The organism is Kitasatospora sp. NPDC054768 (genome assembly GCF_053612025.1).
This window is the reverse complement of sequence record NZ_JBSHBN010000082.1, coordinates 22,393-40,346: the sequence shown is the minus strand read 5'-3', so window position 1 is coordinate 40,346 and position 17,954 is coordinate 22,393. Positions and strand designations below refer to the sequence as shown.

Below are 17,954 nucleotides of genomic sequence, written 5' to 3'. Positions count from 1 at the left end.
CCCCGCTGGACGTCCTGCGGGGGCCGCGGCCGTGCCCGGGCTCAGTGCCCGTTGACGTCCACCACCTCGACGCCGCGGATGTTCCGCTCGATCTCCTCCGCCGGCAGCGCGATCGCCAGCGCCCAGTAGTAGACGACCAGCGAGAACACCACCACGACCACGATGTCCCACCACAGCGGCAGGTTCCCCTTCGCGCCCGCGCCGAAGGTGCCCTGCCAGGAGGTCAGGCCCATGCCGAGCAGGTAGACCGGCAGCCACTGCCCGGCCCGGAAGTCCATCCGGGGCGCGTTCGGCAGCCCCTTGGAGCGCGCGTACCAGGAGTACCCGCCGAGCAGCAGGTAGCCGATCACGATCGCCAGGCCCAGGCGCCACAGGGTGTCCCAGCCGGACCAGTAGATGACCAGGCTCGCCACCGCGAAGGCCATCGGCGAGATCACCGAGCCGCCGGGCAGGTGGTACGAGCGCTCCATCTTCGGCAGCCGCTTGCGCAGCACCCCGAAGGCCAGCGGGGCGCCCGCGTACATCAGCACCACCGCCGAGGTGATGAAGCCGACCAGCTGCTGCCAGCTCGGGAAGGGCAGGAAGCAGATCACTCCGGCCACCCAGGCGATGAGCAGGCCCAGCCAGGGCACCGCGCGCTTGTCGGTGGACTGCAGCGTCTGCGGCGCGTAGCCGTTGCGACTCAGGCCGTAGGTGACCCGGGAGCTGGAGGTGATGTAGACCAGCCCGGTGCCGGCGGGCGAGATGACCGCGTCGATGAACAGCACGGTGGCCAGCCAGCCCAGGCCGATCAGGGTCGCCAGGCCGGCGAACGGTCCGCTGATCCCGGGGTAGTCGAGCGTGCTCCAGCCCTGGGCGAAGGTCTCCGGCGGCAGTGCGCCGATGAACACCACCTGGAGCATCACGTAGACGACGGTGCCGACCACCACCGAGCCGAGCACCGCGCGGGGGATGTCCCGACGCGGGTTGCGGCTCTCGCCCGCCCACTGGATGGCCTGTTCGAAGCCGAGCAGTGCGAAGATCACCCCGCTGCTGCTGATCGCGGTGAGCACGCCCTTGGCGCCGTCCGGTGCGAAGCCGTGCACGTCGAAGTTGGAGGCGTGGAACTCGGTGATGCCGAGCGCGAAGATGGTGAGCACCGGGATGGCGACCTTCCACACGGTGGCCGCGCTGTTGGTGTGCGCGAGCAGCCGCACGCCGAGGAAGTTGACCGCGACGAAGACTCCGAGCAGGGCGGCCGCGACGACGAATCCCCAGCCGGTCAGGGTCAGGTTCTTGTTCAGCAGGCCGTCCGCCCAGCTCCAGTGCTGGGCGTAGTTGATCATCGCCTGCACCTCGATCGGCGCGATGGTCGCGGCCTGCAGCCAGGTGAACCAGCCGAAGGACATCCCGGCGAACCCGCCGAAGGCGTAGTGCGGGTAGCGCGCCGTCCCGCCCGCCACCGGGAACAGCCCGCCCAGCTCGGCGTGGATCAGCGCCAGCAGGATGATCGCCACCGCGCCGATGCCCCAGGACAGCAGCGCCGCCGGCCCGGCCGCCACCGCCGCCTTCTGCGCCCCGAAGAGCCAGCCGGAGCCGATGATCGCCCCGACCGAGGCCCAGAGCAGTCCGATGACGCCGACCTCGCGCCGCAGCCCGGTGTGCCCCGAGCCGGGTGGATTGGAGGAGGAATGGGCCATGGCCGATCACCTCTCGAAGCAGGAGGAATTCCTCCGACAGTGCCCCAGCCCGGGCGCCTCCCGTCCCCGAAACGCCCCGCACTCCGCGCCCGTCACCCGAACAGCCCGCGGGAACCGCCCACCGGCACAGTTTCCGAAGCGTTCACCCGCCCGGCACGTGGAACTCACCGACGGCAGGCAGGCTCCCGGACAGTGCCTGAAGTTGGCTATACAACTTCAGGCCATACGACAGCCGCAGTGCCGCCGAGGAGAAGACCGATGACCGAACTGCCGCCGTACTGGCTGCGCGACAACTGCCCGTGCGCCGAGTGCCGGGACCCGCGCAACGGACAGAAGCTGTTCCAGATCGACGACCTGCCCGAGGACCTGGCGGTCGCCGGGAGCACCGAGGCCGACGGGCACCTGGAGGTGCGCTGGTCGGATGGCCACCGCTCCCGCTACCCGTTGGAGTGGCTCGACCGGGCCGACGAGGGCGACGGGCGCACCGAGCTGGGCAAGCGGCTCTGGACGGCGGCGGACTTCGCGTCCGGCCTCCCGCAGGCGCGCTGGGAGGCCTACCTGGCCGACCCGGCCGAGCGGGCCGCGGTGCTGGCCGCCGTACGGGACGACGGCTTCGCCGTGCTGCGCGGGGTACCGGCCGTCGAGCGGCAGGTGCTGCAGGTGGCGGAGAGCTTCGGCCACGTACGGGTCACCAACTACGGGGAGCTGTTCGACGTCCGGGTCGAGCCGGACCCGAACAACCTCGCCTTCACCAGCGTCGCCATCGCCCCGCACACCGACAACCCGTACCGGGACCCGGTGCCGACCCTCCAGCTGCTGCACTGCCTGGAGAACTCGGCGACCGGCGGCGACTCCGGACTGGTGGACGGGTTCAAGGCCGCGGCGGTCCTCCGGGAGGAGGCGCCGGCCGCGTTCGAGGTCCTCACCCGTACGCCCGTCCCGTTCGTCTTCCGCGACCGGGGCACCGAACTGCGCGCCGACCGCCCGCTGATCGACGTGGACCCCCTGGGCCGGATCCGCGAGGTCAGGTTCAACAACCGCTCGATCGGCACCGTCCGGGCCGGCGCCCCGGACGGCCTGAACGCCTTCTACGCCGCCTACCGCCGCTTCGCCGCGATCACCCTGCGCCCCGGGCTCCGGCTCACCTTCCGCCTCGGCCCCGGCGACTGCCTGATCTTCGACAACACCCGCCTGATGCACGCCCGGACGGCCTTCCGGCAGGACGGCCACCGCCACCTCCAGGGCTGCTACGCCGACCTCGACTCCCTGCACAGCACCCTCGCGGTGCTGCGCCGCCGCGCCGCCGCGCTGGACGCGATCGCCGCCCTGTTCGCGGGCGAGGGCGCCGGGGAGTACCTGGGCGAGGAGGTCACCATGGCCGAGCACATGCTCCAGGCCGCCGCTGCCGCCGAGGCCGCCGGGGCGCCCGCGCACCTGGTCGCCGCCGCGCTGCTGCACGACGTCGGCCACTTCTTCGACGAGCACGGCCAGGGATCCGCGCACGGAAGGGATCTGATGAAGGGTCAGGACAATCGCCACAGCGACTCCGGGGCCGACTGGCTGGCCCGCTGGTTCGGCCCGGAGGTCACCGAGCCGGTCCGGCTGCACGTGGCCGCCAAGCGCTACCTGTGCGCGGTCGAGCCCGGGTACCGGGAGCGGCTCTCCGCGGCCTCCGAGTACACGCTGGGCGTCCAGGGCGGTCCGATGGACGAGCGCCGGGCCGCCGCCTTCGCCGAACTCCCGGGCGCGCGGGACGCGGTGGCGGTGCGGCGCTGGGACGAGCGGGCGAAGGTGGCGGGCGCCCCGACGCCCGGCTTCGAGTACTACCGCCCGCTGCTCGCCGCCCTCATGGGGTGAGGACGCTCACGCGCTGAGGGCGCTCACGCCGTGCGGGCGCCCATGCCGTGAGGACGCTCACTGCTCACGCCGTGCGGGCGCTCACGCCGTGAGGACGCCCGCACGGTGACGCCCCCGCGCCGGGGACGCCCGCGCGGCACGCGCAAGGGGCTCAGTCCAGCTCCCGTGCGTGCCGCGAAAGCGCCGAGGTGGCCAGGGAGTTGTGCACGCTGAACGCCACCGTCCCGGGCAGGTAGCGGTCCTGGGACCACTCCACCGGCGTGCCCGTCGGGTCGGTCGTGCGCCGCCGCTCGCGCAGCAGCGGACCGCCCCGGCGGCAGCCGAGCAGCCGGGCGTCCTCGGCGTTGGCCGGGACGACGTCGATGGTGTGGTCGGCGTCGGTGAACAGGATGCCGTGCTCGCGCAGCACTTCGGTGTGCGAGACCACGTCCGGCGGCAGCTCGGCGACGATCTCGCCGACCCGCGGCGGGTACACGGTGCGCTCGACCATCACCGGCGTGCCGGACAGCGTCCGCAGCCGGACGATGACGTACACCTCGGCGCCCGGCTCCAGGCGCAGTTGCTCGCGCTCGGCGGTGTCGGCCGGGCGGCGCACCAGCGAGTCCAGGATGCCGCCGGGCTCCTCGCCCATCGAGTACGCCCAGTGCGTGAAGCTGAGGAGTTCGGAGAAGCTCTGCACCCGGGCGCCGCCGAGGACCACCCGGCGGGTGCCGCGCCGGGAGGTGACCAGTCCGTCGGAGCGCAGCACCGCGAGGGCCTGGCGGACGGTGCCGCGGGAGACGCCGTACTGCTCGGCCAGCGCGCCCTCGGCGGGCAGCCGGCCGGCCTCGCCGTACGCGCCGGTGGTGATCGCCTCGCGCAGGTCGGCGGCCACCTTCCGGTACAGCGCGCCGGGGCGCTCGGCCGCGGGCTCCGCGGCGGCCGAGTGGTCCCCGGCGGCCGGGCGCCCCTCGGCCCCGGGGCGCTGGGGCTCAGTTGCCACGTCAGTCAATGTCCCTCCTGGGGCGGTGTCCTGCGCAGCCGTACCGGCGCGGACAGCCCGACCTTATCCCGCTGCGCCTTCGAAGCATCGCACCGAACGGTTCACGCTCCGATGGCCGGATTCCACCGTTCCCGCACCCGACCCCGGTTCTGGGCCGTCCGTTCACCTTCCCGTCACCGGCCTCCGGCGTACTTACTGCTGTCAGCGAAGTTGGCTAGTCAACTCGGACGACGTCGATCGATCGCTCACCCGGCCGGTCCGCCGCCCTTCGCGAGACGCAGGCCCGCGGAACCCCCCGCGAACGCCCCTCGCAGTACGCCCCCTTAACAGGAGACTTCCCCGTGACCGTGCACCGCGCCCGCGCCGCCGCCTTCGCGGCCGTACTGACCGCCGCCGCGCTCTCCCTCACCGCCTGCGGCTCCGCCGGTTCGAGCGCCAAGTCCGGCGACGCCGCCAAGGACGGCGCCAAGGACGCCAAGACGGCCACCTCGGCCGCCGACTTCGGCGGCATGGACGGCCTGATCGCCGCGGCCAAGAAGGAGGGCAAGCTGCACGTCATCACGCTGCCCCGGGACTGGGCGAACTACGGCAAGATCATCGACGGCTTCAAGGCCAAGTACGGCATCGAGGTCGAGGAGGAGAACCCGGACGGCTCCAGCCAGGACGAGATCAACGCGGTCAACTCCCGCAAGGGCCAGGACCGCGCCCCCGACGTGGTCGACCTGGGCAGCGCCTTCGCCCTCCAGGCGGTCAAGGACGGCATCCTCGCCCCCTACAAGGTCGCCACCTTCGACAAGGTGCCGGACACCATGAAGGACGCGAACGGCGCCGCCGTCAACGACTACGGCGGCTACGTCTCCATCGGCTGCGACGCCAAGAAGATCGCCAACTGCCCGAAGACCTTCGCCGACCTGCTCAAGCCCGAGTACAAGGGCCAGGTCGCCCTCAACGGCAACCCGACCAAGTCCGGCTCCGCCTTCGGCGGCGTCTACGCGGCCGCGCTCGCCAACGGCGGTTCGCTGGACAACGTCCAGCCCGGCATCGACTTCTTCGGCAAGCTGAAGCAGTCCGGCAACTTCAACCCGGTCGAGTCGACCCCGGCCACCATCGAGAAGGGCGAGACCCCGATCTCGATCGACTGGTCCTACCTGAACGCCGGTTACACCGACGAGTTCAAGGACAAGGGCGTCGACTGGAAGGTCTCCATCCCGACCGACGGCTCCTACGCCCAGTTCTACAACCAGGCCGTCAACAAGTGGGCCCCGCACCCGGCGGCCGCCCGCCTGTGGCAGGAGTACCTGTTCAGCACCGAGGGCCAGAACCTCTTCCTCGGCGGCTACGCCACCCCGTCCACCTTCGAGGCCCTGAAGAAGGACGGCACCCTGGACGCCACCGCCGCCGCCAAGCTGCCGGCCGTCGAGAAGCCGTTCACCACCTTCCCGACCGTCGACCAGATCAACGCGGCCAAGAAGGTCGTCACCGAGAACTGGACCAAGGCCGTCGCGGGCTGACACCCCGGCCACGTACCGCACTTCGGGCTGAGAAAAGGCACTCATGACCACGGCTCCCACCCCGGTGCCGACCACCCCCGCCGCCACCTCCCCCGGTGGCGGCGCGGGGGCGTCCGCCACCGCCACGACCACCTCCCCCACGAGCACCGCCCCCGCCCCGCGGCGCCGGCCGCTCGCCCGCCTCCGCGGCGCGTCCTGGCTGGCCACCGTGCCGCTGCTGCTGTTCTTCCTGATCGGCTTCGGACTTCCCTGCGTCGCCATCGTGATCGGCGCGTTCACCACCTCCAGCGACGCGGAGAGCGGCGCCGGGCAGTTCACCTTCGACAACCTGACGGCCTCCGTGCAGGGCGGCTACCGGACGGCCATGCTGAGCAGCCTCAAGCTCTCCGCGCTGACCGCGCTGCTCGCCACCGTGCTCGGCGTACCGCTCGCCCAGGCCGTCGTCACCTCCCGGCGCGGCTGGCTGCGCCAGGCGGTGCTCACCGCCTCCGGCGTGCTCGCCAACTTCGGCGGCCTGCCGCTCGCCTTCGCGTTCGTCGCCACCCTCGGCAACGCCGGCGAGATCACCAGGCTGCTGCACCTCACCGACCACGGCTGGTCGCTGTACTCCTTCACCGGCCTGACGGTCGTCTACCTGTACTTCCTCGTCCCGCTGATGGTGCTCACCATCACCCCGGCCCTGGACGGCCTGCGGACCCAGTGGCGCGAGGCGGCCCAGAACAACCGGGCCACCACCGTCCAGTACTGGCTCCACGTCGCCCTGCCGATCCTGCTGCCCTCCCTGCTCGGCGGCTTCGTGCTGCTCTTCGGCAGCGCCTTCGCCGCCTACGCGACGGCCGCCGCCATGGTCGGCGCGACCGTCCCGCTGGTCAGCCGCTCGATCGCGGACGCGCTCTCCGGCAACGTGCTGGTCGGCCAGGGCAACCTCGCCCTCGCCCTCAGCCTCAACATGATCGTCGTGGCCGTCCTGGTGATGGCCGTGTACCTCCCCCTCCAGCGCCGGAGCGCCCGATGGCTCAGCTGACCACCCCCGCCCGCCCCGGCCGACGCGACGTGCGCTGGTGGCGCGGTGCCGTGCTGCTGCTCGCCGGCGTCTACTTCGTCGTGCCGCTCGCGGCCTCCTTCTGGTTCTCGATCGACGAGCCCAAGGGCATCTCCTTCTCCGCCTACACCGGACTGCTCTCCGCCCCCGGCTTCCTGGACAGCCTCTGGCTGACCCTCGGCCTCGCCGTGGTCACCGTCGTGGTGCTGCTGCTCCTGCTCGTCCCGGCGCTGATCGCCGTCCGGCTCGGCTCGCCGAAGCTGCGCCCGGTCATCGACGTGCTCTGCACCCTGCCGCTGGTCGTCCCGCCGGTCGCCCTGACCGCCGGCCTCATCGGCGTGCTGCGCTGGGGCCCGGACTACCTGATGGACACCCCGTTCTTCCAGACCTTCGTGTTCGTCCAGGACCCGGACTTCCCGCTGGTGCTGGTCATCGCCTACGTGCTGATGGCCCTGCCGCTCGCCTACCGCGCCCTGGACGCCGGCCTGCGCTCGATGGACGTGCGCACCCTGGTCGAGGCCGCCCGCAACTGCGGCGCGAGCTGGCCGCGCGCGGTGTTCACCGTGGTCCTGCCCAACCTGCGCGGGGCCCTGCTGAACGCCTCCTTCCTCACCCTGGCCCTGGTCCTCGGCGAGTTCACCACCGCCTCGATCCTCGGCTTCCAGCCCTTCCCGGTCTGGATCTACTCGGTCGGCAACAGCCAGGCCCACATGTCGGTCGCGGTCTCCATCCTGAGCCTGCTGCTCACCTGGCTGCTGCTGCTCCTGCTGGCCACCGCCGGGCGCGAGCGCCGCGCCAAGACCGCCACCTCCTGAAACCCCCCGGAGTCACCAGTCATGACCACGGCCACCGCCATCGCCAACGGCGTCTCGCTCTCCCCCGGCAGCGCCACCGTCGAATTCCGCTCCCTGCGCCGCGCGTTCGGCACCACCACCGCCCTCGACGGCCTGGACCTGACCGTCCACCCGGGCGAGCTGATCGCCCTGCTCGGCCCGTCCGGCTGCGGCAAGACCACCGCGCTGCGCATCCTGGCCGGCTTCGAGCAGCACGACTCCGGCGAGGTGCTGGTCGACGGCCGGGACATCACCGCGATCCCCGCGCACAAGCGCGACGCGGGCATGGTGTTCCAGTCGTACAGCCTCTTCCCGCACCTGACCGCCCTGGACAACGTCGCCTTCGGACTGCGGATGCGCGGCACCGGCAAGGCCGAACGCCGCAAGCGGGCCCAGGAGCTGCTGGAGCTGGTCGGCCTGCCGCACCGCGCCGACCACTACCCGCACCAGATGTCCGGCGGCCAGCAGCAGCGCATCGCGCTCGCCCGCGCGCTCGCCCTCCAGCCGCGCGTCCTGCTGCTGGACGAGCCGCTGTCCGCGCTGGACGCCAAGGTCCGCCTCCAGCTGCGCGACGAGATCCGCCGCCTCCAGCAGGAGCTGGGCATCACCACCCTGTTCGTCACCCACGACCAGGAGGAGGCGCTGTCGATGGCCGACCGGGTCGCGGTGCTGCGGGCCGGCAGGCTGGAGCAGTGCGCCGTCCCGTCCGAGCTGTACAGCCGGCCGGCCACCGCCTTCGTCGCCGAGTTCGTCGGCACCATGAGCCGCATCCCGTGCACCCGCACCTCGGACGGCGTCGAGGTGCTCGGCCGCCGGCACGCGGTGGACGGCGCGATCCCGGCCGACGGCGAGCTCCAGGTGCTGGTGCGCCCGGAGAACGTCACCCTGACCCCGGCCGAGGACGGCCCCGCGCTGGTGGTCACCGCCTCCTTCCTGGGCGCCGTCACCCGGCTCACCGTCCGCCTGGACGACGGCACCGAGGTCAAGGCCGACCTGCCCACCGAGGCCGCCGCCGCCCTGCCGGCCGGCGCCCGGGCCGCGCTCACCCTGCCGGAGCGCCCGGTGCTGGTGGACCGCCGCACCGCCTGAGAACCTCGTACCTCCCTGCTCCGTCCACCGGAGCACCGAAGAACCACCGAAGGTACCGCCATGCCTGACTCCGCCCTGCCCGACTCCGTCCTGCCCGAGAACTCCGCCCCGCCCGCCGCCGCGCTGCCCGCCGTCGTCCTGCCCGCCGCCGTCCTCTTCGACATGGACGGCACCCTGGTGGACACCGAGCAGCTGTGGTGGCAGGCCGCCGCCGAACTCGCCGAGGAACTGAACCGCCCGCTCACCGACCAGGACGCCCCCGAGGTGCTCGGCCAGGCCATCGAGCACACCGCCGCCCACCTGCACAGGGTCAGCGGCACCACGCTCGGCGAGGCCGAACTCGCCGCCCGGCTCGGCGAGTCCTTCGCCGGCAAGGTCGCCGCCGAGACGGTTCCGCGCCCCGGCGCGCTCGCCCTGCTGGCCTCGCTGCGCGACGCCCGGGTGCCCACCGCGCTGGTCTCCGCCTCCCCGCGCCGGGTGGTGGACCTGGTGCTGTCCGCCATCGGCCGGGACTGGTTCGCCGTCACCCTGGCCGCCGAGGACACCGAGCGCACCAAGCCCGCGCCCGACCCGTACCTCGCCGCCGCCGAGCGGCTCGGCCTGGACCCGGCGGCCTGCCTCGCCGTCGAGGACACCCCGACCGGGGTCGCCTCCGCCACCGCGGCCGGCTGCGCCGTGCTCGCCGTGCCGTCCACCGCGGTGCCGATGCCCCGGGGCGAGCGGATCACCCTGCTCGCCAGCCTGGAGCAGGCCGACCTCGCCCTGCTCGGGAAGCTCGCCGGTCCCGGCGCGGTTCGACCCTGACATGCCCTATCTCCTGCTCGCCCTCGCCATCGTCAGCGAGGTCTGCGCCACCAGCTGCCTCAAGCTCACCGAGGGGTTCACCCGGCTCTGGCCGAGCCTCGGCGTCGGCCTCGGCTACGCGCTCTCCTTCGTGCTGCTCGGCCGCGCGCTCAAGAACATACCGGTCTCGGTCGCCTACGCGGTCTGGTCCGGGGCCGGCACCGCGGCGGTCGCCGGGATCGGCGTGGTCGCCTTCGGCGAGTCGCTCGGGCGGCTCCAGTGGCTGGGCATAGCGCTGGTGATCGTCGGGGTGGTCGTGCTCAACCTCAAGGGCGGACACTCCTGACGCCGTTCTGACGGTTCGTCAATTTCCGAAGACGCTGGTCAACCACCCTGTCGGGGCGGGCCGTCGGACGTGCCGACCTCTCGCCCCGAAGCCTTCGCTACGGTGTCCCCCATGACGGACCCCCGACCCCATCACTACCGCTTCGTCCACCGCGAACTCGCCCGCCAGGTACTGGAGTTCGGCCCGCGCGTGGCCACCCCGACCCCGGACGGCGGCAGCCTGCTGCCCGTCGTCACCCAGATCTGGGACGACCTCGGCGCCGCCCTGCCGCCCGAGGACCGCCTGCCCCACCACGGCCTCGACTGCCGGCACCTGTCGGTCGACGGCCACCACATGCTGCTGGTCACCCTGCCCACCGCGGTCGGCGCCACCGAGGCCCACTTCGTCGCCGCCGTCCAGCCCCAGGGTTCCAGGTCGGTGCGCTACGTGACCTTGGAGCACGCGTTCAGCCCCTTCGACGGCAGCCCCGGCACCGTCCTCGGCGAGTGGACCGCCGAGAGCCACCTCAACCACGGCCCGGGGCCCTCGCCCGTCGCCGAACTGTTCGTCACGGCCGTGGTGCAGCTCGTCACCCCGAAGAAGCGCGGCTTCTGGCGCCGCTGAGACCGACCCTCGCACGTCCCTCCGGGCCGGGCCGCCGACGTCAAGAAGGCGTCGACGGCCCGTAAAGGTCCCGCAAACATCCTCCCCCGGACCCCGGCGCGGGCGATCATCGGCGCACTGGTCGGGGCTATGCTCGCCCGGTCCGACAAACGACGCATCGGGGGGCGAAAGTGTCCGACTTCAAAGTCAGTACCGAATTCCTCGCCAAGCTGGCCCAGGATCTCAAAGGCTGCGGCGACGAACTCGAACAGGGGCTCAAGGCCTTCGAAGCGGCCGGCCACACCGGCACCGGCTTCGACTTCCTGGACGAGGCCTGCGGGCACTTCAAGGACAAGTGGCAGTTCGGCCTGAAGAAGGTCCGCGAGTGCGTCAAGGTCCTGGACGAGGGCCTGGAGCAGGTGCAGAAGAACTACGACGGCACCGAGCAGAGCATCGTCAAGGTCCTCACCCCGGCGGGGCAGTCGTGAGCGCCCCGACGCCGCCGGCGCCCGACTGGTCCGGCCTCGGCTTCAACCCCACCCCCGGCGACTCCGCCGCCGTCACCGCGCTCAGCGCCGGCCTGCGCCGGGTGGGCCAGCACCTCACCGGCGTGCACACCACACTCTCCCAGATCTCCGACAACCAGGGCGAGTGGACGGGCGAGGCGGCCAAGCAGTTCGCCAAGCAGTTCGACAAGCTCCCCGGTTACCTCCAGGACGCCGCCGACTCGATCACCGCGGCCTACACGGCGCTCGACGTCTGGTACAAGGCGCTGACCGAACACCAGCCCAAGGCTGCCGAGTTGGCCGCCTCCGCGGTCGCCGCCAAGAAGAAGAAGGACGAAGCGGACCGGGCGCACAGCGCCGCGGCCGCCGCCCCCGACCTCCAACTGGCCGGCCGCTACTACTCCGACGACGCGAGCCTCGCCGCCGCCGAACAGCGCTACAACACGGCGAAGAGCCACCTCGACTCGGCCGCCAGCCTGCTCACCAGCGCCTCCAACGAGCTGGCCGGCCTCCAGAAGCAGGCCCACGAGCTCGCCGGGACCCACCAGTCGGACGCGAAGAAGACGGCCGAGGCCGTCCGCAAGGCCGCCGACAGCAAGGCCCCGCCGGAGCCCGGCTGGCTCAGCAAGGTCGGCGACTGGTTCAAGAACCACGGCGCGGACCTGCTGACCGTCGCGGCCGGCGTCTGCGGCGTCGCGGCGATCTTCTTCCCCGCCTTCGCGCTGCCGGCGCTCCTGCTGAGCGCCGCCGCCGCGGGCGCGCACGCGACCCAGTACGCCGCCAAGGGCCAGCTGTGGCCGCCGCAGAAGAACATCGGCAACTGGCTGACCCTGGGCGGCGACGTCCTCGGCGCGATCCCCGGCGTGGGCGTCGCGGCCAAGGGCGTGACCGCCGTCCGGGAGGCCCGCGCCGCCGGTGCGGGCGTGCGCGGCGCGGTCTCCGCCGGGTCCACCGAGGTCCGGACCGCCGCCCGGGGGATCGACCCGGCCAACCCGATCTTCACCACGGCGATCGAGAAGCCGGCCATCAAGCTCGGCGTGTCCAAGGCCACCGCGATGAACGTCTCCGACGGCGTCCAGGCCGCCACCACCGCCGGGCTCAACGCCCCGACCGCGTACGCGCTCACCCAGGACAACCCGAGCGACAACCTCGCCAGTGCGGTCAACTACACCACCGGCGGCAACAGCGTCATCGGCTCGGCGGGCATGGCGGCCGGCGGCGGCAAGGCCAACGTCATCATCGGCAGCGTGTCCACCGTCGGCAACCTGCTCGGCATGGGCGGATGGGCGGCCGGCTATGGCCGTTGAGACCCCGGGGGCCGCCGCCCCGCCGCTCTGGCTCGACCTGCCCGCGGGCTTCACCGCCGTCGACCTGGACGAGGACCCCGGCGACCGGATGGCCCGGGCCGCGGAGCAGTTGGACGCGCTCTTCCCCGACGCCGGGGCCGAGCAGAAGCTCGCCGCCGTGATCGCCTCCGAGACCGCGCTCCAGGCCCAGCTGCGGGAGGGCGCCGTCCACGTGTCCGGCTGCCTCGTCCGGGCCGGGGACGGCGGTCCGATCCACGGCGTGTTCTCCGTCTTCCTCCGCCCGCAGGACCTCGGCGCGCCGGGCAGCTACCCCGCGCGGGTCGCCACGGAGCTGGCCGAGGCCTGGCCGGACGCCGACGTCGGCGTGGTGGACCTGCCGCTCGGCCGCGCCGCCCTGGCCGCCCGCGAGCTGACCGTCCCGGTGCCCGGCGCGGTCTTCGGCGTACCGGAGTCGGCCGTCAGCACGGTCCGCCAGCTCGAACTGCTGATCCCGCACCCGTGGAGCCCGTACGTGGTCGCCGCCGTCTTCACCACCGAGGACGTCGACCACTGGGACGAGTGGCTGCCGCTGGTCGCCGCCGCGTACCGGGGCATCTCCTTCCACCCGCCCCGGGACGAGAGCCGCGACACCGTGCCGCCCGACCAGTGGGACAACGTCCGGAAGGCCTTCGGATGACAGTCGCTCCGCCCGACCAGGAGACCCGAAGCGGCCCGCGCCGGCTCGGGGGCGCGGTGGCGCTCATCGCGCTCTCCACCGCCATGCTCGTCGCCGTCATCGCGCTGGACGTCTACGTCAACTCGTTCCTCGCCACCGTGGTCGGGTTCGGCTACCCCCTGGTGATGCTGATCGCGTTCGCCCTGCGCCGCGACGCCGACACCAACCCCGCGTTCCAGAAGAGGATGTTCGGCTGGAGCGCGGGCATCTGCGCGGTCGCCTTCGTCGCGTACCTCGCGGGTTCCGCCGCCTGGACCAACCTGATCCTGGGTTCGGGCCGGACGGTGCGGGCCGTGGTGGTCGACGAGAAGGTCACCGACTCGCTCCACGGCACCGGGCGGGCGTACACCCTGGCCGCCACGGAGCTGAACGACGAGGTCCCGGGCGGCCCGCTGGAGGAGCGCGACGCGCTGTTCAAGCGCGGCGACGTGGTCACCGTCCGGATGGACCCGGCCGGGCGGGTCGCCCCCAAGCTCCCCGGCGAGGTCGACTCCCCCGCCTACCTGCTGCTGTTCGTCGGCTGCAACGTCCTGATCGACGGCGCCGTGCTCTGGTCGGTGCGACGGCCCGGGCCGTCGACCGTCTGAGCCGTCGACCGTCCGAGCCGGCCGGTCGCCGCCCCGGGCCGGGCCCGGGGCGGGGTGCCGGATCAGCCCAGCAGGGCGGGCAGTTCGGCGATCGAGCCGAGGACGTGGGTCGCGCCGTCGGCCCGCAGGCGGGCCTCGTCGTGGGCGCCGGTGAGGACGCCGGCGACGACCGGGGCGCCGGCCCGGGTGCCGGTCAGCATGTCGTAGCCGGTGTCGCCGGCGACGGCGATCCGGCGGACCGAGTCGGTGCCGGTGCGCAGCAGCGCGGTGAGCACCAGGTCGGGGTACGGGCGGCCGCGGCCCGCCTCGGCGGGGCAGAGGGTCAGGTCGGCGACGGACCGCCAGCCCAGGGCGTCCAGGATGCGGTCCTGGGTGGTCCGGGAGAAGCCAGTGGTGAGGACCACCTTGCGGCCCCGGCCGCGCAGTTCGGCGATGGCCTCGGCGGCGCCGGGCAGGGCGGCGCAGTGGCCGGCGTCGACCAGGTCGTCGTAGGCGGCCTCGAAGGCGGCGTTGGCCCGCTGGGCCTTCTCCTCCTCGCCGAACAGGTGCCGGAAGACGGAGATCTTGGACTCGCCCATGGTGGCCCGGACGTGGGCCAGCATCGGGTCGAACGCCGGGCTGCCGGCCTCGACGCCGAGCGACGCGGCGGCCGCGGTGAAGGCCTGCTCGACCAGGCCGTCGTCGGCGACGGTGGTGCCGGCCATGTCGAGCACGACCAGGCGGATATCGGTGGTCACAACAAGGTTCCTTACAGGTTGGCGAGTTGGGCGGTGGTCTCGGCGATGGCGGGCGAGCAGGTCATGCCGCGGCCACCGGGGCCGGTGACCAGCCAGACGCCGTCGCGCACGCGCTCGCGGTGGACGACCCGGGTGGTGTCGACGCACTGGGCGTACACCCCGGCCCAGCGGCGGCGGATCCGCGGCATCGGGCGGCCGAGCAGTTCCTCGACCACGCCGGCCAGGTGGTCGTACGGGTCCTCGACGACGTCGAAGCCGAACGGCTGGTCGTACTCGTGGGTGTCGCCGACGGTCAGGCCGCCGTCGCGGCGCTGGACCATCAGCAGCTGCATCCTGTGCTCGGCGGCGACCGGCGGCTGGGGCTGGGTCTCGCGCAGCCGGTCCAGGGCGGTACCGGCGAAGGCCGGGTAGTAGCGGAAGCTGTCGCCGTCGGCGACGGAGGTGGTCAGGGTCTCGCCGAGCGGGTCGGTCTGCATCATCTGGAGGCGGACCCGGCGGACCGGCAGGGCGGGGGCGAGTTCGCGGACCAGGCCGCCGAGCCAGGCTCCGGTGCAGAGGATCACCAGGTCGCCGGTGTGGACGTCGCCGTGGTCGTCGCGGACGGCGTTCTCGCCGACCACCTCGCGCACCTCGCGCCCGGGCAGGAAGGTGTACCGGCCGGTGGACTCCAGGTGGCCGCGCAGCGCGCGCTGGGCGGTGCGGGGCTCGACGGCGGCGTCGCGCTCGCACCACAGGGCACCGAGCAGCTTGCCGCGCAGGGCCGGGTTGACGGCGCGGGTCTCGTCCGGGTCGAGCAGCCGGTAGCCGCGGGCGGCGGCGTCCGGCAGGGTCAGGGCCTGCTCGGCGACGGCCAGTTCGGCCTCGGTGCGGATCGCGGTGAGCGACCCGTTCGCCCGGAAGCCGAGGTCCGGGACGCGGGCGCCGATGGACTCCCACAGTTCGCGGGCCCGCAGCGCGGTGTCCAGTTCCTCGCCCTGCGCCCGGCCGCTGACCCAGACCAGGCCGAAGTTGCGCACCGAGGCGCCGCGGGCCTCGGTCTCGCGCTCCAGGTGGACGACCTCGTGGCCGCGCTCGACGGCCTGCCAGGCGTGCATGCTGCCGAGCACGCCTGCTCCTACGACGATGACTCTCATGCGTCCAGGCTGATGCGCCCGGGTGTCCGAGGGGCGTCGGACTGCCGTCCCGCAGATGAACCACCTGGGAAGTTGTACAGACAACCCGACGGCCACTCGGAGGTGGCGCCCACGGCCCCGGCGGTCGCAGCCGCCGGGGCGTCCGGGCCCGCCGGGACGACCGGGGCGGCTACGACCGCACCACCCGCGCCCGCAGGTAGTTGCGCCGGCCGAAGTTCGGCTCGTCCACCGCCGTCAGCTCCTCCACCTGGAACCGGTACAGCGCCGCCGCCCCGCCGCCGGTCAGGAACTGCCGCCGGGCCTCCTCGTCCCGCGCGAAGGCCGGATAGCGCCCCTGGTAGGCGGCCAGCGCCGCCTCGGCCTGCCGCCCCCAGGCCTCGCCCGCGCTGCCGGTCAGCTGGAGGCCGCGCAGCTGCTCGCCGAAGACCGGCGGCGGCAGGAAGACGGTGGCGGCGGCCCGGGCCTCCTCGGCCAGGTGGTGGCTGTGCCGGGTGGAGCGCTCGCTGACGAAGTAGAGGACGAGGTCGTCGTCGTACGCGAAGAAGGCCAGGTTGGCGTGCGGGCCGTGCTCGTGCCCCGCGGTGGCGAGGGTGAGCACCATGGCCTCGGCCAGCAGCCCCTCGACGCCCTTGTGCAGCAGGTCCCCCGGCCAGTCCCCCTGCGTGATGTCGAGTCGGTACGGCATTCGGCACTCCCTCCGCTGGCACGCCCGGCGCCCGCGCGCCCGAGCACGACTGAGCCGGGCGGGCGCCCCCCGGAGGAGGCCCCACGCCCGGCTCACATGCTCCACCCGTCGTCCGAAACCGGACAAGGGGCGGGCGGCCCGGGAAACGGCGTCCGAGCGCGCGGCGGCGTCGGAGTGCCCGGCGGCGCCGGCGGCGGGGTCAGCGCCCCTGCGTCGCGTAGCCGCGGTCGACCGGGGGCAGCGCGCCCGGCCCGAGCAGCGGCCGCAGCGCACCCGCCCGCATCCGGTCCACCAGCGGTCCGCAGCGCCCGGCGAGCGGCGCCAGCACCACCGCGACCAGCAGCCCGACCAGCGCGCCCACCGCCACGTCGTGCGGGTAGTGCACGCCGACCCAGACCCGGGAGGCGGCCATCAGCGCCGCGAACAGGCCGGCCACCCAGCCGAGCCGCCGGTCGACGAACCAGAGCGCGGCCGCGGCGGCGAAGGCGATCACCGAGTGGTTGCTCGGGAAGGACCAGTCCCCGGTGCCCGGGCAGGTCTCCAGCGCGACGCTGCCGGGGATCTGGGCGCACGGCCGGAGCTCCTCGACCGCGCCCTTGAACACCGAGTTGACGCCGTACGCGACGACCACGATCACCGGCGAGGCGAGCACCCTGGCCATCACGGCCGAGTCCGCGCCGCGCGCCCGCCACCACGCGAGGAGCATGAAGACCGCGAACAGTCCGAGGCCGAGCGCCGACCAGACCTTGATCACCTCGTCCAGCCAGTGCGGGGCCGACTGCGCCCAGCCGTTGACCCGGGTGTACAGGCCGCCGTCGATTCCGCTGCCGTCGTACACGGCGAGCGCCCGGGATGGCGTCACATGTCACCTCCGTGACGTCGCGCCTTACGGGCGCGGAACAGTTCGAGAACAATGGGGAGCACGGAGACAACTACTACCAGACCGATGATGGGCAGCAGATATCGGTCGATGCTGGGGACGGACGAGCCGAGCCCGTACCCGGCGAGCACCACGCCGACCGTCCAGACCACGCCGCCGAGCACCTGCCAGAGGGTGAACGAGCGGACCGGCACGTCGAGTACGCCGCAGAGCGGATTCAGCACCGTTCGGACCACCGGGATGAACCGGGCGAGCACGATCGCCTTGCCGTGCCCGTACTTGGTCAGCAGCTCCTCGGCCCGCGCCACGCCCTCCAGCAGGCTCCTGCGCCGGGTCCGGGCCAGCAGCGCCCGGCCGCCGCGGCGGCCGATCAGGTAGCCGACCTGGGCTCCGACGAGCGCGCCGACCAGGGCGGCGGGCAGCACCTGCCACAGGTGCAGCTGCGGGCCCTTGGTGGCGCCGGGGACGCAGAGCAGTCCGGCGGTGAACAGCAGCGAGTCACCGGGCAGGAAGAAGCCCACCAGCAGGCCGGTCTCGGCGAACAGCACCACGGCGATGCCGAGCGCACCGAAGGCGGCGAGCAGTGAGGACGCGTCCAGCGGGTTCACCGCGAGGTGAACGGCCGGATCGGCGAGGAACTGGAGCAAGGCCGACGGACCTCCCGTACGTTGGGGGGCGGTTCGCATCGGAACCCGCCCGG

At 73.1% G+C, this 17,954-nt stretch carries 19 protein-coding genes; 12 read left to right on the top strand and 7 right to left on the bottom strand.

Annotation, left to right across the window (positions count from 1 at the left end):
• Nucleotides 1-41 precede the first annotated feature (41 nt).
• Nucleotides 42-1,679, bottom strand: a complete 1,638-nt coding sequence (locus tag ACWGKU_RS23505; protein ID WP_401051177.1) for an APC family permease — start codon at nt 1,677-1,679, stop codon at nt 42-44.
• A gap of 258 nt (nt 1,680-1,937) precedes the next feature.
• On the opposite strand from ACWGKU_RS23505, the gene tmpA reads away from it, so the two are divergent.
• Nucleotides 1,938-3,536, top strand: coding sequence for a 2-trimethylaminoethylphosphonate dioxygenase (tmpA, locus tag ACWGKU_RS23500; protein WP_452179354.1), 1,599 nt, complete (start codon nt 1,938-1,940; stop codon nt 3,534-3,536).
• Nucleotides 3,537-3,687: 151 nt separating this feature from the next.
• Here the strand turns inward: tmpA and ACWGKU_RS23495 are convergent, their stop codons facing one another.
• The gene (locus ACWGKU_RS23495) at nt 3,688-4,518 is read right to left on the bottom strand and encodes a GntR family transcriptional regulator (protein WP_452179355.1); all 831 of its coding nucleotides are present in this window, start codon (nt 4,516-4,518) and stop codon (nt 3,688-3,690) included.
• Nucleotides 4,519-4,859: 341 nt separating this feature from the next.
• Between ACWGKU_RS23495 and ACWGKU_RS23490 the strand changes: the two genes are divergently transcribed.
• The 11 genes from ACWGKU_RS23490 (at nt 4,860) to ACWGKU_RS23440 (ending at nt 13,819) form a co-directional block, all read left to right on the top strand.
• On the top strand, nt 4,860-6,029 hold the full coding sequence (locus ACWGKU_RS23490) for an ABC transporter substrate-binding protein (protein WP_359905438.1): 1,170 nt from the start codon (nt 4,860-4,862) through the stop codon (nt 6,027-6,029).
• Nucleotides 6,030-6,072: 43 nt separating this feature from the next.
• The gene (locus ACWGKU_RS23485; protein WP_380548269.1) at nt 6,073-7,053 is read left to right on the top strand and encodes an ABC transporter permease; all 981 of its coding nucleotides are present in this window, start codon (nt 6,073-6,075) and stop codon (nt 7,051-7,053) included.
• Nucleotides 7,041-7,886, top strand: a complete 846-nt coding sequence (locus tag ACWGKU_RS23480) for an ABC transporter permease (protein ID WP_359905433.1) — start codon at nt 7,041-7,043, stop codon at nt 7,884-7,886. The genes ACWGKU_RS23485 and ACWGKU_RS23480 overlap by 13 nt, the downstream gene beginning before the upstream one ends.
• Nucleotides 7,887-7,907: 21 nt before the next feature.
• Nucleotides 7,908-8,993, top strand: a complete 1,086-nt coding sequence (locus ACWGKU_RS23475) for an ABC transporter ATP-binding protein (protein ID WP_359905430.1) — start codon at nt 7,908-7,910, stop codon at nt 8,991-8,993.
• 60 nt (nt 8,994-9,053) lie between these two features.
• Complete coding sequence (locus ACWGKU_RS23470) at nt 9,054-9,797, top strand: HAD family hydrolase (RefSeq protein ID WP_401047496.1); 744 nt, start codon at nt 9,054-9,056, stop codon at nt 9,795-9,797.
• A 1-nt stretch (nt 9,798) separates the two neighbouring features.
• The gene (locus ACWGKU_RS23465) at nt 9,799-10,122 is read left to right on the top strand and encodes a DMT family transporter (protein WP_452179356.1); all 324 of its coding nucleotides are present in this window, start codon (nt 9,799-9,801) and stop codon (nt 10,120-10,122) included.
• Between the two features lie 111 nt (nt 10,123-10,233).
• Entirely contained in the window at nt 10,234-10,725 is a 492-nt protein-coding gene (locus ACWGKU_RS23460) for a hypothetical protein (RefSeq protein ID WP_401047500.1), read from the top strand.
• A gap of 170 nt (nt 10,726-10,895) precedes the next feature.
• The gene (locus tag ACWGKU_RS23455; RefSeq protein ID WP_359905419.1) at nt 10,896-11,192 is read left to right on the top strand and encodes a hypothetical protein; all 297 of its coding nucleotides are present in this window, start codon (nt 10,896-10,898) and stop codon (nt 11,190-11,192) included.
• On the top strand, nt 11,189-12,517 hold the full coding sequence (locus ACWGKU_RS23450; protein ID WP_452179357.1) for a WXG100 family type VII secretion target: 1,329 nt from the start codon (nt 11,189-11,191) through the stop codon (nt 12,515-12,517). The genes ACWGKU_RS23455 and ACWGKU_RS23450 overlap by 4 nt, the downstream gene beginning before the upstream one ends.
• Nucleotides 12,507-13,193, top strand: coding sequence for a hypothetical protein (locus tag ACWGKU_RS23445; RefSeq protein WP_401047505.1), 687 nt, complete (start codon nt 12,507-12,509; stop codon nt 13,191-13,193). Before ACWGKU_RS23450 ends, ACWGKU_RS23445 begins: the two co-directional genes overlap by 11 nt.
• Complete coding sequence (locus ACWGKU_RS23440) at nt 13,190-13,819, top strand: hypothetical protein (RefSeq protein WP_401047506.1); 630 nt, start codon at nt 13,190-13,192, stop codon at nt 13,817-13,819. The genes ACWGKU_RS23445 and ACWGKU_RS23440 overlap by 4 nt, the downstream gene beginning before the upstream one ends.
• 62 nt (nt 13,820-13,881) lie before the next feature.
• Here ACWGKU_RS23440 and ACWGKU_RS23435 read toward each other — a convergent pair whose 3' ends face one another.
• From ACWGKU_RS23435 to ACWGKU_RS23415, 5 genes are all read right to left on the bottom strand, one after another.
• A complete protein-coding gene (locus ACWGKU_RS23435; RefSeq protein ID WP_401047508.1) occupies nt 13,882-14,556 on the bottom strand; it encodes a phosphonatase-like hydrolase in 675 nt (224 codons plus the stop codon).
• An 11-nt stretch (nt 14,557-14,567) separates the two neighbouring features.
• On the bottom strand, nt 14,568-15,689 hold the full coding sequence (locus ACWGKU_RS23430; RefSeq protein WP_401047511.1) for a TIGR03364 family FAD-dependent oxidoreductase: 1,122 nt from the start codon (nt 15,687-15,689) through the stop codon (nt 14,568-14,570).
• A gap of 169 nt (nt 15,690-15,858) precedes the next feature.
• Nucleotides 15,859-16,374, bottom strand: a complete 516-nt coding sequence (locus tag ACWGKU_RS23425) for a pyridoxamine 5'-phosphate oxidase family protein (RefSeq protein ID WP_380353729.1) — start codon at nt 16,372-16,374, stop codon at nt 15,859-15,861.
• Nucleotides 16,375-16,573: 199 nt separating this feature from the next.
• Nucleotides 16,574-17,236, bottom strand: coding sequence for a phosphatase PAP2 family protein (locus ACWGKU_RS23420; RefSeq protein WP_401054663.1), 663 nt, complete (start codon nt 17,234-17,236; stop codon nt 16,574-16,576).
• Nucleotides 17,233-17,901 (bottom strand): DedA family protein, encoded by a 669-nt coding sequence (locus ACWGKU_RS23415; RefSeq protein WP_452179359.1) that lies wholly within the window; start codon nt 17,899-17,901, stop codon nt 17,233-17,235. The genes ACWGKU_RS23420 and ACWGKU_RS23415 overlap by 4 nt, the downstream gene beginning before the upstream one ends.
• Nucleotides 17,902-17,954: the final 53 nt, after the last annotated feature.

Excerpts from the sequence above, each read along its gene's own strand:
- ACWGKU_RS23505 (WP_401051177.1), bottom strand. The coding sequence starts at position 1,679 with ATGGCCCATTCCTCCTCCAATCCACCCGGCTCGGGGCACACCGGGCTG.
- tmpA (WP_452179354.1), top strand. The coding sequence starts at position 1,938 with ATGACCGAACTGCCGCCGTACTGGCTGCGCGACAACTGCCCGTGCGCC.
- ACWGKU_RS23485 (WP_380548269.1), top strand. The coding sequence starts at position 6,073 with ATGACCACGGCTCCCACCCCGGTGCCGACCACCCCCGCCGCCACCTCC.
- ACWGKU_RS23480 (WP_359905433.1), top strand. The coding sequence starts at position 7,041 with ATGGCTCAGCTGACCACCCCCGCCCGCCCCGGCCGACGCGACGTGCGC.
- ACWGKU_RS23475 (WP_359905430.1), top strand. The coding sequence starts at position 7,908 with ATGACCACGGCCACCGCCATCGCCAACGGCGTCTCGCTCTCCCCCGGC.
- ACWGKU_RS23470 (WP_401047496.1), top strand. The coding sequence starts at position 9,054 with ATGCCTGACTCCGCCCTGCCCGACTCCGTCCTGCCCGAGAACTCCGCC.
- ACWGKU_RS23465 (WP_452179356.1), top strand. The coding sequence starts at position 9,799 with ATGCCCTATCTCCTGCTCGCCCTCGCCATCGTCAGCGAGGTCTGCGCC.
- ACWGKU_RS23460 (WP_401047500.1), top strand. The coding sequence starts at position 10,234 with ATGACGGACCCCCGACCCCATCACTACCGCTTCGTCCACCGCGAACTC.
- ACWGKU_RS23445 (WP_401047505.1), top strand. The coding sequence starts at position 12,507 with ATGGCCGTTGAGACCCCGGGGGCCGCCGCCCCGCCGCTCTGGCTCGAC.
- ACWGKU_RS23440 (WP_401047506.1), top strand. The coding sequence starts at position 13,190 with ATGACAGTCGCTCCGCCCGACCAGGAGACCCGAAGCGGCCCGCGCCGG.
- ACWGKU_RS23430 (WP_401047511.1), bottom strand. The coding sequence starts at position 15,689 with ATGAGAGTCATCGTCGTAGGAGCAGGCGTGCTCGGCAGCATGCACGCC.
- ACWGKU_RS23425 (WP_380353729.1), bottom strand. The coding sequence starts at position 16,374 with ATGCCGTACCGACTCGACATCACGCAGGGGGACTGGCCGGGGGACCTG.